The following is a 13,894-nucleotide window of genomic DNA, read 5'->3' as shown; positions in this document are numbered from 1 at the left end:
GGGTATCGGCGCTTTAAGGGGTTGAGCGCTTCTTATGTGCTCGCCATATGAGCGGGAGCGCGATGGCGCAATACGTACCCCATTGGGTAAAGCGGGAGAGCTTAATGGCCCTCTTAATTGCTGGCACATCTGGGGGTTGGCCGAAACCTAGAATGGGTCGCATTTCCACCCCATGGTGGTAGTGCGTTGGACCTCCGAGTTGTATTCCTAGCGCGGCGGCAGCGGTGGCTTCCACGGGCCCTGCATTAGGGCTGGGATGATGGGGGGCCTGGGTACGTAGCGCTCGTATCCCCTCGGGCAATCGACCCGTCCTAAGCGCATAGATGAGGTGGAAGAAGGTTGTCACCCGGGCCGGAATATATGCGGCTATATCATCGAGCTGTGCCGCTGCCCACCCAAATTCTTGATAGCGGGGGTTTTTATACCCCACCATGGCGTCGAGAGTATTAATAGTGCGATGAAAAACCACTCCCGCTGGGCCACAGAGTGCCCAGCACAGCGGGGCTATCGCAGAATCAGAGGTATTTTCTGCCAATGATTCCGTGGTAGCACGGGCCATCTCGGCGCGGTTGAGTAGCTCAGGGTCGCGCGAACATAACCAAGGGATATAGGAGCGGGCGTGCTCGTCATCCCCAGCTTCGAGCGCGGATGCCATTCTATCCCCAATTCTCTCTAAGGTGGTGCCACCGAGTGAGGAAAAAAGGCTAAGTCCTAGGAGAAGATCGCGTCCGCGTGGGGGCAGCATTCTACTGATAGCTAGAGTTGAAACTACTGGAGGGATAACGGTGAGTGCCACATAGGCGGCCCCAGCTGTGCGGGTGGGTTGATAAATTCTCTTTTCAACCCATATTGCATACCGGCCAAAGATAGCTACCGGGTGGTACGCATTAGGGGGGTCACCGCATAAACGATCAGCAGCCATGCCTAAGGTGATACCTAGAAACATGGCTGCTGATCTTTTCTCTTGGTGCGCCCTGACGGGCTCGAACCGCCGACCTGCTGGGTGTAAACCAGCTGCTCTCCCAGCTGAGCTAAAGGCGCTTATACTCGCTGTGTACGTCTTGCGTACTGCAACGAGTAGTTACTCTAACAGTAAATCTTTAGGTTATACAAAACAGCAGCTTATACACGTTAACACAGATCTTTTTAACGAGCGCTGCTACCGCTTTAACTGTGCTTGACTCCACCTGGCACCAGGCAGGACCCTTGCCATTGGCTAAGGCGCTCCGCCTTAGTTTGTACGAGCCCGGCAAGCTGTGCTGCTTCGGAGATGATTCCCGGCTCGAGAGCGCCTAGTTGCCCAGTTCCTGGGGTTAAAAGCCAAATACAGCCTCCCTCATCGAGGACTCGTATGGTGTCGACGAGGGTATCGACAAGGTCGCCGTCTTCGCTGCGCCACCACAAAAGGACGGCATCGCAGGGTTCAATCGAGTCTTCGTCGATAAGCTCGGAGCCAATGACGTCTTCGACTGCTTCACTGATGGTTGTGTCGCAGTCTTCGTCCCAACCTATTTCTTGGACTACCATCCCGGGTTTGAAGCCGAGACGCTCGGTGCCGGTGGTAGGAGTATTCTGATTCAAATCTTCAGCGTTCATCAGAAGACCAGAATACAAGCATTCCTGCTTTTCTACACCTTCAATCCTCGGCCGCTTCCTCACCTTTACCCCCATGTGGTGAGGGGCACGACATAAATGCTTTTCCTAGTTATCCACCACAGGGCCATAAAGGTGCATCAAGGCGAAAGGGGCGGCACTACCTAAAATGGTGGCAAGGCACGTAAAGTAAAAAGTTAACGTAGTCTGTCTATAGACTATGAGGGGAGTTGCACCCACTCTTTCGGGGTCTTTTCCTCCCCCTGAAGCTGCGCGCTCTCACGTTCGCTGTGAGTTTGGGCAATCTGATAACTACATATTTTTTACTAACCCCAATTACCCCCCCTTGGAGGTGTGGAATGGCTGAACCAGTAAACGGTAAGCACACAGAAGACACCAATTTCGCCATGATCCGTGACGGCGTGGCCAGTTACTTAAACGACGTTGATCCTGAAGAGACTCGCGAATGGATGGAATCACTCGACGGCATGCTCGCCGATTCCAGTCCGGAGCGTGCTCGTTTTATCATGCTACGACTACTCGAGCGCGCCTCGGCGAAGCGCGTCCCGCTGCCGCCGATGACCTCGACCGATTATGTCAATACCATTCCTACCACCATGGAGCCGGAATTTCCCGGCGATGAGAGTATTGAAAAGCGCTACCGGCGGTGGATGCGATGGAATGCCGCAGTGATGGTTCACCGCGCGCAGCGCCCTGGTATCGGTGTTGGTGGCCATATCTCCACCTATGCTGGTGCCGCTCCCCTCTACGAGGTTGGCTTTAACCATTTCTTTAGGGGTAAAGATCACCCAGGTGGCGGCGATCATATCTTCTTCCAGGGACATGCATCTCCTGGTATCTATGCCCGCGCCTACCTCGAAGGTCGCCTATCCGAGGATGATCTTGATGGATTCCGCCAAGAAGTATCCCGCCCGCAGGGTGGTATACCTTCCTATCCACACCCGCACGGAATGACCGATTTCTGGGAATTCCCCACGGTGTCTATGGGTTTGGGCCCTATGGATGCGATCTATCAGGCTCGCTTCAACCGTTACCTGCACAACCGCGGTATTAAAGATACCTCGCAGCAGCATGTCTGGGCCTTCCTTGGTGATGGCGAAATGGACGAGCCCGAGTCGCGTGGCCTCATTCAGCTAGCCGCTTTGAATAATCTCGATAACTTGACCTTTGTTATTAACTGCAACCTGCAGCGTCTCGATGGTCCTGTGCGTGGTAATACCAAGATCATTCAAGAGCTCGAGTCATTCTTCCGCGGCGCTGGCTGGTCGGTTATTAAGGTTATTTGGGGTCGTGAGTGGGATAAACTTTTCGACGCCGACAAGGAAGGCGCCCTGGTGGAATTGATGAATACCACCCCCGATGGCGATTTCCAGACCTATAAGGCCAATGACGGCGCCTATGTGCGCGAGCACTTCTTTAATAGGGATGAGCGTACCGCCAAGCTAGTCGAGGATTGGACTGATGATGAGATCTGGCGCCTGCCTCGTGGTGGACACGATTACCGTAAGGTTTATGCCGCGTATAAGCGCGCGATGGAAGTCAAGGATCGCCCCACGGTTATTCTCGCGCATACCATCAAGGGCTACGGCTTAGGCCATAACTTCGAGGGCCGCAATGCGACCCACCAGATGAAGAAGATTACTCTCGAGGATCTCAAAGTCTTCCGCGATAAGATGGAAATCCCCATTAGCGATGAGGTTTTGGAAAAGGATCCTTATCTGCCTCCGTATTATCACCCGGGTCCAGATTCCGAAGAGATCAAATATATGATCGAGCGCCGTAAGGAACTCGGCGGATATCTCCCCGAGCGCCGCGTGGACTATACCCCCATCCAGGTGCCGCCTATTGAGAAGATGCGCAGCCTCCGCAAGGGTTCCGGGAAGCAGCAAGTTGCTACCACCATGGCGGTCGTCCGTGCCTTCAAGGAACTCATGCGCGATAAGGATCTCGGCCGGCGCGTGGTGCCTATCATCCCCGATGAGGCTCGTACCTTCGGTATGGACTCCTGGTTCCCCACCATGGGTATTTATAATCCTCATGGCCAAAACTACGTGCCCGTTGATCACGATTTGATGCTCTCCTATAAGGAGAGCAAGGATGGTCAGATCATGCACGAGGGTATTAATGAGGCGGGATCGGCTGCCGCCTTTATGGCTGCTGGTACCTCCTATGCCACCCACGGCGAGGCCATGATCCCGCTGTATATCTTCTACTCGATGTTCGGCTTCCAGCGCACCGGCGATTCCTTCTGGGCTGCCGGCGACCAAATGGCTCGAGGCTTTATTTTAGGCGCCACCGCTGGGCGCACCACGCTCACGGGTGAAGGCTTGCAGCATATGGATGGCCATTCCCAGATTCTGGCCTCTACCAACCCGGCAGTAGTGTCCTACGATCCCGCCTTTGCCTACGAGGTTGCCCACCTGCTCCATGAAGGTATTGACCGTATGTACGGTCCAGGCCGCGGTGAGAATGTCATGTACTATCTCACCATCTACAATGAGCCCATCACGCAGCCAGCGGAGCCCGAGGATCTTGATATCGAGGGTCTCCACAAGGGCATATACCTGTGGAAGAAGGCCGAGGAGACACAGTCGCACGAGGTTTCTCTCCTTGCTTCTGGTATCGGGATGCAGCAGGCCATCAGGGCCCAGGAGATTTTGGCTAATGATTATGATGTAGCCGCCAATATCTTCTCTGTCACCTCGTGGGTCGAGCTTGCTCGCGAGGGTCACGCTAAGTCGAGGGAGCAGTTACGCCACCCCGAAAAGACCATCGAGGAAGCATTTGCGACACGCCAGTTGAAGAAGGCTCGAGGCCCGTATATTGCAGTCTCGGATTTCGCCACCGATTTGCAGGAGCAAATTCGTGCTTTCGTCCCCGGTGATTACACCACCTTAGGTGCCGATGGTTTCGGCTTCTCCGATACTCGCGAAGCAGCCCGTCGCTTCTTCAATATCGATGCTGAATCTGTTGTGGTTGCTGCTCTCAGTGCTCTCGCGCGCGACGGTCAACTTGATATCTCCGTTGCCGCCGAGGCCGCTCAGCGATTCCACATCACGGATCCAACAAAGGCCTAGGTCCTAGATAAAAATTAGAGGGCTTCTTTTTCCTAACCGGAAAGAGAAGCCCTCTTTTTCTAGCGGTTACGACTGTGATGATTATCCTCTATCACTTGTGCAATGAGGTCGGCGATCTCGGCGTTGACGATCCCGGGATTCTCCATGGGTAGCATATGTCCCACATCAGGCACCACCACCAGGCGGCCCTTGGTTAATTGGGACAACATGAAGCTTGACTGCGATTCGGGGGTGAAATCGTCCTTATCGCCCACCATGATACGGGTGGGGATATCCCGTATATATTTCAACGCCTCCGACTCGTCATGTGTTTCTAAATCGTCGAGGAAGCCCACCAGGGTCTCAATTGGAGTCCCATCGATCATCTTAATGTGGTGCTTGCGTGTCTCCTCCGTGGAGCGCGTCACGATAGCTAAATTGCTCAACAGCGGCACGAGGGTTGTTTGCAATACCTCGCGCACATAGTCAGTCTCCTCCGCTGCGGCTCGCGCTATCGAGCGAATATCGTCCACGATAGGAAGTTGGAGCACCTGTGACAGCCCCGAATGAGCAAATGGCCTCGCTGAGGTGGAAATGAGGGCAATTCCTGCGCAACGAGAACGCAGCTGCGGGTAGCGGCGCAAGAGGTTCAGAATCACCATGCCACCCATCGAGTGGCCCACCAGAATAATTGGCCCCGTAATCTCAGCATCGTCAATAACTAGCATAACGTCATCGGCAGCTCCATCGATGGAGCATTCACTGACAGGGATGACCTCTGATTTGCCGTGCCCCCGCAGATCCATAGCCACACAGGAAACCTGATGAGCTAGCGATGCGATCTGTAAGTGCCATGAGGTGGCGGTCAGAGTATACCCGTGGACGAATACGACCGTCACGGGTGCGTCGTTTGAGGGTTCCCCTTCGCAGTAATAGCGGACGCCGTCGGCGTTGAAGCCAGTACTGAACTGGGGTGGTCGATACTCCTGCTCCCGGGTATTCTGTGCGATTCGCCATTTCCGATAGCGCTTCTTTAACTGACTCAGGAGCATAAATATTACACTACCGCATGAGGCGCGTAGCCTTAGATGTGATAGTTAAAAAATAACAAGAGCGCGGTATGAGATAGTTGACATTTCCCTCTTTCTCAGCGCGCGTTGGAAGGATCCCCCAATCATGTCATCACTCCACGATCAACTGCAGGCTCTGATTACTCCCGATGAACCTGAGGAAATGTCCGAGGACTATCCCCAGCTTCGGGCTTTACTATCCCGCCTCAGTGGAATTGATGCCGAGAGCATCCTCCCGGAGGCAACACTTAAGGAAGGGCTTGGTTTAAGCTCGCTGGATCTTATAGAAATCGCCATTAGGATTGAAGATCAGTGGGGCTTAAAGGCAAGCTTTGAACGCTACGCGAAGGTTGAGACAGTCGCCGATCTGCGCGCCTTAATTGACGGGCGTGAGGGAGACGAGGAATCCGAACTCGGCGGCGAGTGATTTCATCATGGACTCTAGTTCCGCGAACTCTTTCGCTTCAGCGTTGAGTACTTGACGGCAGTCTACTGCACCCCTTTTACGCGACTTTCGCCATGTTGTGCATTGCGCTACGTCTAAATAGTCTGTTCCCGGCAATGCTGCGACAGGTTCAGACTGTAATGCCGAGGCCATTGCTTCTTCGACTCGCATGCGACAGCGAGTCGGCATCCCCCAGATTTTTAAGACTGCAAAATTCAAGGTGGTGGGCATGGTGGTGTCCTTTCGTTTAACAAGTTCTGTCTTCCCCAACAAACTTGTGAATAAACAAAAGGAATCACCCTATGATTCAACGCAGAATGAAGCCACAAATCAACTCTCAAGGCGAGCTTTAACCCCCAGCTCACCACCTATTTATTAAAGCTAAAGTTAAGCTTTAAAGATCTCTTCGTTGGCCACAGCCCACAGATCTTTAGCCCACGGACCAAAGGGGCGATCAGTCAGCACCACCGCACCTTTGCCGCTACGGGGGTGCACCCACATAAAAGTGCCCGACTGCCCAAAGTGGCCCACTATATCGGCAGGCATGGACCGACCCAACCAGTGCGGCGATTTTTCTCCATGGATCTCGAATCCTAAGCCCCAGGGGCAGGGTTTGTGCATGCCATAGCCTGGCACAATCCCATCTAGCTGTGGATACTGGACGGTCCACGCCTGTTTTAGGGTTTCAGAGGCAAGTAGCTGAGGGTGAGTGAGCTCTTGCATGAACGCTAGGAGATCTCGCACACAACTTCGCGCCTCGTGCCCTGCCGATCCCCATAAAGAAGTAGCAGTCATTCCTAAGGGCTGGAATATCGCTTCATCGAGGTAGGTGGCAAAGCTCATCTCTGCTTCTGCTTGCACTTTCTGCGCTAGCATCTCAAACCCGTAGGAGGAGTAGATGCGCCGCGTCAGTGGTGGCTTTGCGCTGTCAGAGGCGCTAAAACCGACTCCCGAGGCGTGGCTGAGCAGGTGTCTCGCGGTGATGTTGTTGGGGAAGATCTCCTCGTCCAGCTCGAAAATGCCTTCTTCATAGGCGATGAGGAAGCCGTAGGTTGCAAGAAGTTTCGTCACACTTGCGAGCTCAAAAATATGCTGCGGATCGCCGTATAGCTGAGGTGGCTGCGCAGGATCGCTCATGATTGCTGCGGACACGGTATCGACAGGCCACTGGCTGAAATCGGAAGACATAATTCTTAACTTAGCGCGCTTGCTTGGTGTTTTTAAACTCCCCCTCGAAGGTGGGATTAGAACCGCGCCCTTTATTCCACCCCTTGCGCTCCGCGCGCTTGATAAGAGCTCTCAGCTGGGCTGCCGTCATATTCACAGGTGCCCACTCGGAGCTTCTAAAGAGGACCCATCCGCGCCAGTAGGCAATAATCGCAAGACCCGCCCCAATTAGTGGCGCAATAATCATCCCGATAACGTCATGGCCTGCAGCATGACTAAAGGCCATGGCTGCGGCACTCGCAGAAGCAGGTACTGCATAGAGTGTGCCTCCGCCGAAAATTGTGGGCACTTGCCCGGTGACAACATCTCGGATCATTCCGCCGCCCACGGCGGTTATGACGCCCATGAATACCGCAGAAACAAGCGGCATATCGAAGGTCACTGCCTTCACGCACCCGGTGACAGCCCAGACACCTAGGATAATGGCATCGGCATGTACCTTGAAGAGCTCCCACGCACGACCTTTGAGTGCGGTGACGAGGGCAATCACCGCGCCGAGTAGGGCAAGGAGGAGGTAGGTGGGATCAGCGATGGCCGCAGCGGTACCGCGCTGCATGAGCACATCACGGATCATACCACCACCGAGTGCCGAAAATAGGGCTAGGAAGACAAAACCTACGAAGTCAAAATTCCGCTGCCGCGCAATCGTGCCCCCAATGATTCCATTGAGGACAACCCCTATGAGGTCAAAAATTTGGTAGAGATTCCAAATCAAGGGGTCGACGTCAGCCACTTCGCACCGAGCTTTCTTTTTGTACAACGACGATCTAATGGCACAGCAATCACTAACTGTACAAAAATTTTTGGCGATATCCTAAGAGTGGTTCATCCTCCACCGTGGGAAAATCTAGCAGTCCATTCGTTGGGGTCTACTGACATAAATGCGAGCCAGCAGTCAGGAGCTGAATTTATATTTTTCTCACCTGATCATGCTTTAGCATGTGAGGCGTGCGATCTAAGGGTAGGGTGCAATTCTCCGCTTTAATTTTCTCGGTTGTTAGATGAGGCACACCTCCCAGGTTTTTAACTTGTGGACATGAACCCCGCGATCTACTCGAGGAGGTCGCGCCGGATATAGCCCTGAGCAGCGTGAATGTGAGCTCGTTACGGTCTGAGCACACTACAGCACAGAGATCCTGCACTGGCTGCTGCTAGGGCCTCCACTAGTGCTCGCTCCTCGCGTGTAGATCGTAGGGAGATAGCACTCCCCTGCAGGCAGGCGTGTGGACTGCATGCATCTGGGCGCGGCTCACCAAATAAATTCGCACCAGCTAAGGTCCAGAAGGGAGCATGTGCGAAGCAAGGCAAAACGCATACGAAAAAACCCAGACTGTTGATTATCAGCCTGGGTTGTTATGCTCCCCCAACTGGACTCGAACCAGTAACCCTTCGATTAACAGTCGAATGCTCTGCCAATTGAGCTATGGGGGAATATGCTTTGAGAAGCTTTGTACTTAAAGCGCCTCCGTGGCAACGATTGAAACTATACACAGGACCGCAAAGTGGCACAAATTAGCAGCTCATCGCCAATAATTTTACTCGCGATCTGAGATGAGTTTTGCCAATTATTCTTCTGAGTACTTAGCTGGTATTTTATTTTTTGGGGCTATAGCTCAGTCGGTTAGAGCCGCGGACTCATAATCCGTTGGTCCCGGGTTCGAGCCCCGGTGGCCCCACAAAAGATTCCTGCACCTGTATGGTGCAGGGATCTTTTTCTTAGCTGCACATCAAGGGTATTTTCGGTAGAGTTGGAAGTCAGATTTCAACCGAGCAAAGGGAGTTTTATCCAGATGTTTCAATTCGTCGTCGGGGCCGCTGCTGGCTATATTTTTGGCACCAAGGCCGGTAGACGCCGGTACGAACAAATGAAGCGGGGTTACCGGGCGACGATGAACTCCCCCGTCACCAAATACGCGCTCGGAAAAACTCGTTCCGCTCTTGCCAATAAGCTTGACCCTCAGCCTCGTTTGCGCGAAGTCAAAGGCGTGAAGAAGAGTAAGAACGACCCCGAAATCTTTGAAGTAGACCACGATTAATGACTAGAAAGACATTTAAGGACACGATTATGGCACGTTCCCTGCGCTTCTCCGCAGTCGCCCTCTCATCCCTCACCATTGCAGGACTCGGCCTTGCGGCATGTACCCCTCCTTCTCATATTGATTCCGACAAGAAAGTCGATACCGCGGTAGACGGTCAGGTGGCCGTTAAGAGCACCGAGGGTATGGAGGATAAGGAAGCCGCCGAGATGACCACGAGTGTGGAAAAAGCCGCACCCAGGGAAGAAAACGTCACGGTAGCTCTCTCCGCAACCGAACTCACTGAGGGAGAGCTCGTCGATGTAGAGATCACTGGGCTGGCCGCGGAAGCTGGTTATTATACGGCTATTTGCAAGACTCCCACCCCCGATGGTGCTGCACCACTATGTACAGGCACCTTGACTGACCCCAATACCGCTGCGTGGCTGAAAGGCGACGATAGCGGCACCGTGAAGATCTCCGACGACGGCACCGCTACCTTTACCTTGACTGCTACCGCTGTTGGTGAGGGTGTCGATTGTTCCACTGATGCTTGCTTATTGCAGGTTTTCGGTGATCACACTGAGGGCTTCCGCCCTGTTGCTGCCATCCCTGTTGCGTTTAAGGCCTAGAAATCTCAGGTATAAAAAAGCCCACTTCGGTGGGCTTTTTCTTTAGGAGAATATCCGCTCGATGAGTTCTCGACGGGCCTGCTCAAGAGCCACCAAATCGGCGAAGAGATCACGGTAGGAATCACCGTCCTCGTCGGGGCGCATTCTTTGCAGCTGGCTTTTCAAAATGGCAATCTGATTACCTACTCGCTTCTCCTGCAGGCGTGAGAGGGCCTTCGTAGCATAGGCATCAAGATCTGATGGATCATCAAAATCAGTGTGGAATTCTTCCACTACGAGTTCCGAAAGCACGGAGCGTCCAATAAGGTCAGGAATTTTTTCTGCCACCTGGGCGATGAAATCTTCAGCAGCGTGCTCACAACCCCCGACCTTAGCAATGGCCCGGGCGATCACCTTATAGGTCTCGTGCCCAAAGCTCTCCTCACTCAATCCGTCGAAAAAGCTCCCCGCGGTCTGAGGAAATTGCAGCGCCAGTTTCAACACTTCCCGCTCCGGCCATAGCTGACTATCTTTAGGATCGGGGTGGCTGAGCATCTGGGTGGCAGGAGCCTGGTCGGTGTTGGGAGAAAAGCGTTGGGCACGCCTAGGCGGTTGGGATTGTTGAGGGGATTTCGCTGCCGCTCGTACCTGGTTGAGAACCTCTCTTTCGTTGGGCCAGCCCACCCATCCGGCGAGTTGCCGTGCGTACTCGTCTCGCAGCGCCCGGTCATGTATACCAGCGACGATAGGGACGGTGCGCCGCAGGGCTTGGAGGCGCCCTTCGGCGGAATCAAGGGGGTAGTCACTGATGAGGTTGCGAATGATAAATTCAAACATTGGTTGGCGCTGCGCCACCAGATCCCGCAGAGCTGCATCGCCTTTTTCCAGCCGCAAATCGCACGGGTCCATCCCGTCGGGAGCGACGGAGACATAGGACTGTCCGGTGAATTTTTGATCCCCATCGAAGGCACGCACCGCGGCTTTTTTCCCGGCTTCATCGCCGTCGAAGGTATAGATTAATTCACCGCGGAAATAGCTATCGTCAAGCATGAGCCGCCGAATCATCTGGAGGTGATCCGGGCCGAAAGCGGTACCGCAGGACGCTACAGCCGTGTCGACGCCGGCCGCGTGCATAGCCATGACATCGGTATAGCCTTCGACGACCACGCACTGATGCTTGTGGGCGATACTTTTTTTGGCTTTATCTAAACCAAAGAGCACCTTGGACTTCTTATACAAGATGGTCTCAGGGGTATTCATATATTTTCCCAAAGTGTCGTCATCGAACAGCTTGCGGGCGCCGAAGCCGATAACATCACTGGAGGTGGATTTAATGGGCCATATTAGCCGCCGCCTGAAACGATCCACGGGGCCGCGTTTGCCCATGGTAGAAATTCCGGCCGCCTCCAACTCTTTGAAACTAAAGGATTTCAGCAGGTGCTTGGTCGTGGTATCCCACCCTTCAGGTGCGTAGCCGCATTCGAAGGTATAGATAAGATCCTTGCTAAAGCCTCGGTCAAGCAGGAAACGGCGCGCCGTCTCTGCCTCGGGAGTTTCAAGTTGTTCCCGGTAGAAGCGGTGAGCGGCCCGATTGGCTTCAATCAGACGTTTGCGGGTGCCGGGCTCAACGGCCGGCGCACCTGTGGTTCCGCCTTGGTAATTGATGCGGTAATGGATGTGCTCGGCCACTGCTTCCACTGCCTCAGGAAAGGACATATGTTCCATTTCCATGAGGAAGGTAAAAACATCTCCGCCTTTTCCTGTGGAAAAGCAGTGGAAATAGCCGTGTTGCGGGCGCACATGAAAAGACGGAGTCTTTTCATCCTTAAAGGGGCTTAAGCCCTTGAGGCTATCGGCTCCGGCGGGTTTGAGCTGGACGTACTCGCCGACGATCTCCTCGATCGCTGCCTGTTCGCGTATGGCCTGAATATCAGATTCCGGAATTCGTCCTTTGCCCATAGTGTATGAGTGTAACAAGAGCCGATAATTTTTCCGCTCCCTATTCCACCGTCACACTTTTTGCGAGATTGCGCGGCTGGTCCACGTCATAGCCCTTGGCTTTAGCGACGGCTGCTGCAAAGATCTGCAAGGGCACGGTTGCAACCAATGGCTGCATGAGGCTGGGGGTGGTGGGAACGCGGATAATATGGTGCGCGCATTCTGCCACCTTCTCATCCCCTTCCTCGGCGATCACGATGGTATAGGCGCCGCGGGCATTAACTTCTTGAATGCTCGAGAGCACTTTGGCGTGTAGTAATCCTCGTCCTCTCGGGCTAGGAACCACCATGAAGATAGGCTGCCCTTTTTCAACGAGGGCGATGGGGCCGTGCTTGAGTTCGCCCGCGGCGAACCCTTCCGCATGAATATAGGCGATTTCCTTGAGCTTTAAAGCCCCTTCGAGGGCGACGGGGAAGCCAACATGGCGACCAAGGAAGAGGACAGATTGTGCCGTAGAGAGCCTGCGCCCTAGGTGTTGAATATCAGGCTCGGATTCTAAAACTCGTGCGATCTTCTCTGGGATGCGGCGCAGTTCCCCGTAAATGGCTGCTACTTCGTCGCTGAACATATTTCCGCGCAATTGCGCAAGGTAGAGTCCAAGGATATAGGAAGCGGTGATCTGGGCTAGGAATGCTTTCGTGGAGGCCACAGCGATTTCGGGTCCGGCGTGCGTATAAATTACTGCATCGGATTCTCGCGGGATTGTGGATCCGTGGGTATTGCAGATGGCCACCACTTTGGCTCCTTGTTCACGGGCATGGCGAACCGCCATGAGGGTATCCATGGTCTCCCCAGACTGGGAGACCGCCACAACGAGGGTCTTTTCGTTCACGATGGGATCGCGATAACGGAATTCATGAGCGAGTTCCACTTCCGTAGGGATCCGGCACCAGTGTTCGATGGCATAGCGCGCCACCAGGCCAGAATAGGCGGCGGTACCACAGGCGATGACAATGATCTTATCCACCGACCGCAGAATGCTCTCGTCGATATGGAGTTCGTCTAGAACAATATGGCCGGTGGCATCGACCCTCCCGAGAAGAGTATCGCGAACGGCGGCGGGCTGGTCGTGGATTTCCTTTTCCATAAAGGAGTCGAAGCCCTCTTTTTCGGCGGCTTTGGCATCCCACTCCACCCTGAATGCGCTTCCTGAGATGGGGGCTCCGTCGAAGTCGGTGATCTCGTATCCGGTGGCGGTAGCCGTCACGATGCTGTCATTTGCTATCTCAACGGCATCCCTGGTGTAGTCGATAAAGCCGGAGACATCGGAGCTGAGGAAGATCTCGTTATGGCCCACACCGAGTACTAGAGGAGAATTGCGGCGAGCGGCCACGATTCGGTCGGGGGCATTCTGGTGTATGGCCAGGAGTGTAAACGCTCCTTCCAGCCGCTGGCAGACAGCCCGCATTGCGGATTCAAGATCACCCAACTGATGTAGCTCATAGGCAATAAGGTGAGCGACAATCTCGGTATCGGTATCAGAAATAATTTCGATGCCAGTGCTTATTAGCTCGGCTTTTAATTCAGCAAAATTCTCAATGATGCCGTTGTGAACGAGTGCAAGCGCCCCATGATCGGCTAGGTGCGGGTGCGCATTGGCATCGGTGGGACCACCGTGGGTTGCCCACCTGGTGTGTCCGATCCCGATCCGAGAAGGCTGCACAGGATGAGCCGCGATCTCTGCTTCGAGGTCTTTGACCTTCCCGGCTTTTTTGCGCATATACAGCTGCTCGTTAGCTATGAGCGCCACACCAGCAGAATCGTAACCTCGGTATTCGAGGCGCTTGAGTCCCTGAAGGACCACGTCGAGAGCTTGGGGTTGATCTTGGCCAATATATCCTACAATTCCGCACATAGT

12 protein-coding genes and 3 tRNA genes are annotated in these 13,894 nt (G+C 54.1%); 5 read left to right on the top strand and 10 right to left on the bottom strand.

Features of this window, described 5'->3' with window-relative positions:
- Positions 1–13: 13 nt before the first annotated feature.
- From cbiB to NXT00_RS08275, 3 genes are all read right to left on the bottom strand, one after another.
- Positions 14–946, bottom strand: coding sequence for an adenosylcobinamide-phosphate synthase CbiB (gene cbiB, locus NXT00_RS08285; RefSeq protein ID WP_259158697.1), 933 nt, complete (start codon positions 944–946; stop codon positions 14–16).
- Between the two features lie 19 nt (positions 947–965).
- Positions 966–1,041 (bottom strand) — tRNA-Val (locus tag NXT00_RS08280).
- Positions 1,042–1,167: 126 nt separating this feature from the next.
- Positions 1,168–1,596 (bottom strand): DUF3052 domain-containing protein, encoded by a 429-nt coding sequence (locus tag NXT00_RS08275; RefSeq protein ID WP_259079989.1) that lies wholly within the window; start codon positions 1,594–1,596, stop codon positions 1,168–1,170.
- A 356-nt stretch (positions 1,597–1,952) separates the two neighbouring features.
- On the opposite strand from NXT00_RS08275, the gene aceE reads away from it, so the two are divergent.
- Positions 1,953–4,691 (top strand): pyruvate dehydrogenase (acetyl-transferring), homodimeric type, encoded by a 2,739-nt coding sequence (aceE, locus tag NXT00_RS08270; RefSeq protein WP_259158696.1) that lies wholly within the window; start codon positions 1,953–1,955, stop codon positions 4,689–4,691.
- Between the two features lie 59 nt (positions 4,692–4,750).
- Here aceE and NXT00_RS08265 read toward each other — a convergent pair whose 3' ends face one another.
- Positions 4,751–5,722 carry an alpha/beta fold hydrolase gene (locus tag NXT00_RS08265; RefSeq protein WP_259158695.1) on the bottom strand — a complete coding sequence of 324 codons (972 nt, stop codon included), beginning with the start codon at positions 5,720–5,722 and terminating at the stop codon, positions 4,751–4,753.
- 124 nt (positions 5,723–5,846) lie between these two features.
- On the opposite strand from NXT00_RS08265, the gene NXT00_RS08260 reads away from it, so the two are divergent.
- Positions 5,847–6,167 (top strand): acyl carrier protein, encoded by a 321-nt coding sequence (locus NXT00_RS08260; protein WP_259079974.1) that lies wholly within the window; start codon positions 5,847–5,849, stop codon positions 6,165–6,167.
- Here the strand turns inward: NXT00_RS08260 and NXT00_RS08255 are convergent.
- The 4 genes from NXT00_RS08255 to NXT00_RS08240 all read right to left on the bottom strand — a co-directional run bounded on the left by NXT00_RS08255 (position 6,117) and on the right by NXT00_RS08240 (position 8,843).
- A complete protein-coding gene (locus NXT00_RS08255) occupies positions 6,117–6,416 on the bottom strand; it encodes a hypothetical protein (protein WP_259079973.1) in 300 nt (99 codons plus the stop codon). The genes NXT00_RS08260 and NXT00_RS08255 overlap by 51 nt on opposite strands.
- Positions 6,417–6,572: 156 nt before the next feature.
- Positions 6,573–7,373 carry a serine hydrolase domain-containing protein gene (locus tag NXT00_RS08250; protein WP_396124964.1) on the bottom strand — a complete coding sequence of 267 codons (801 nt, stop codon included), beginning with the start codon at positions 7,371–7,373 and terminating at the stop codon, positions 6,573–6,575.
- Positions 7,374–7,383: 10 nt separating this feature from the next.
- Positions 7,384–8,145, bottom strand: coding sequence for a trimeric intracellular cation channel family protein (locus NXT00_RS08245; RefSeq protein ID WP_259079971.1), 762 nt, complete (start codon positions 8,143–8,145; stop codon positions 7,384–7,386).
- Between the two features lie 625 nt (positions 8,146–8,770).
- Positions 8,771–8,843, bottom strand: a tRNA-Asn gene (locus tag NXT00_RS08240).
- Positions 8,844–9,014: 171 nt separating this feature from the next.
- Here NXT00_RS08240 and NXT00_RS08235 point away from each other — a divergent pair.
- The 3 genes from NXT00_RS08235 (at position 9,015) to NXT00_RS08225 (ending at position 10,059) form a co-directional block, all read left to right on the top strand.
- Positions 9,015–9,088 (top strand) — tRNA-Ile (locus NXT00_RS08235).
- A gap of 114 nt (positions 9,089–9,202) precedes the next feature.
- Complete coding sequence (locus tag NXT00_RS08230; RefSeq protein ID WP_259079970.1) at positions 9,203–9,448, top strand: hypothetical protein; 246 nt, start codon at positions 9,203–9,205, stop codon at positions 9,446–9,448.
- Positions 9,448–10,059, top strand: coding sequence for a thiamine biosynthesis protein (locus NXT00_RS08225; protein WP_259158694.1), 612 nt, complete (start codon positions 9,448–9,450; stop codon positions 10,057–10,059). The genes NXT00_RS08230 and NXT00_RS08225 overlap by 1 nt, the downstream gene beginning before the upstream one ends.
- 42 nt (positions 10,060–10,101) lie before the next feature.
- Here NXT00_RS08225 and dnaG read toward each other — a convergent pair whose 3' ends face one another.
- Both dnaG and glmS read right to left on the bottom strand, forming a co-directional pair.
- Positions 10,102–11,997 carry a DNA primase gene (dnaG, locus tag NXT00_RS08220; RefSeq protein WP_259079966.1) on the bottom strand — a complete coding sequence of 632 codons (1,896 nt, stop codon included), beginning with the start codon at positions 11,995–11,997 and terminating at the stop codon, positions 10,102–10,104.
- A 40-nt stretch (positions 11,998–12,037) separates the two neighbouring features.
- Complete coding sequence (gene glmS / locus NXT00_RS08215; protein ID WP_259158693.1) at positions 12,038–13,891, bottom strand: glutamine--fructose-6-phosphate transaminase (isomerizing); 1,854 nt, start codon at positions 13,889–13,891, stop codon at positions 12,038–12,040.
- Between the last annotated feature and the right edge of the window lie 3 nt (positions 13,892–13,894).

It is taken from the genome of Corynebacterium sp. ES2715-CONJ3 (assembly GCF_024814365.1).
GTDB lineage: Bacteria > Actinomycetota > Actinomycetes > Mycobacteriales > Mycobacteriaceae > Corynebacterium.
This window is presented reverse-complemented; position numbering and strand designations above follow the sequence as displayed.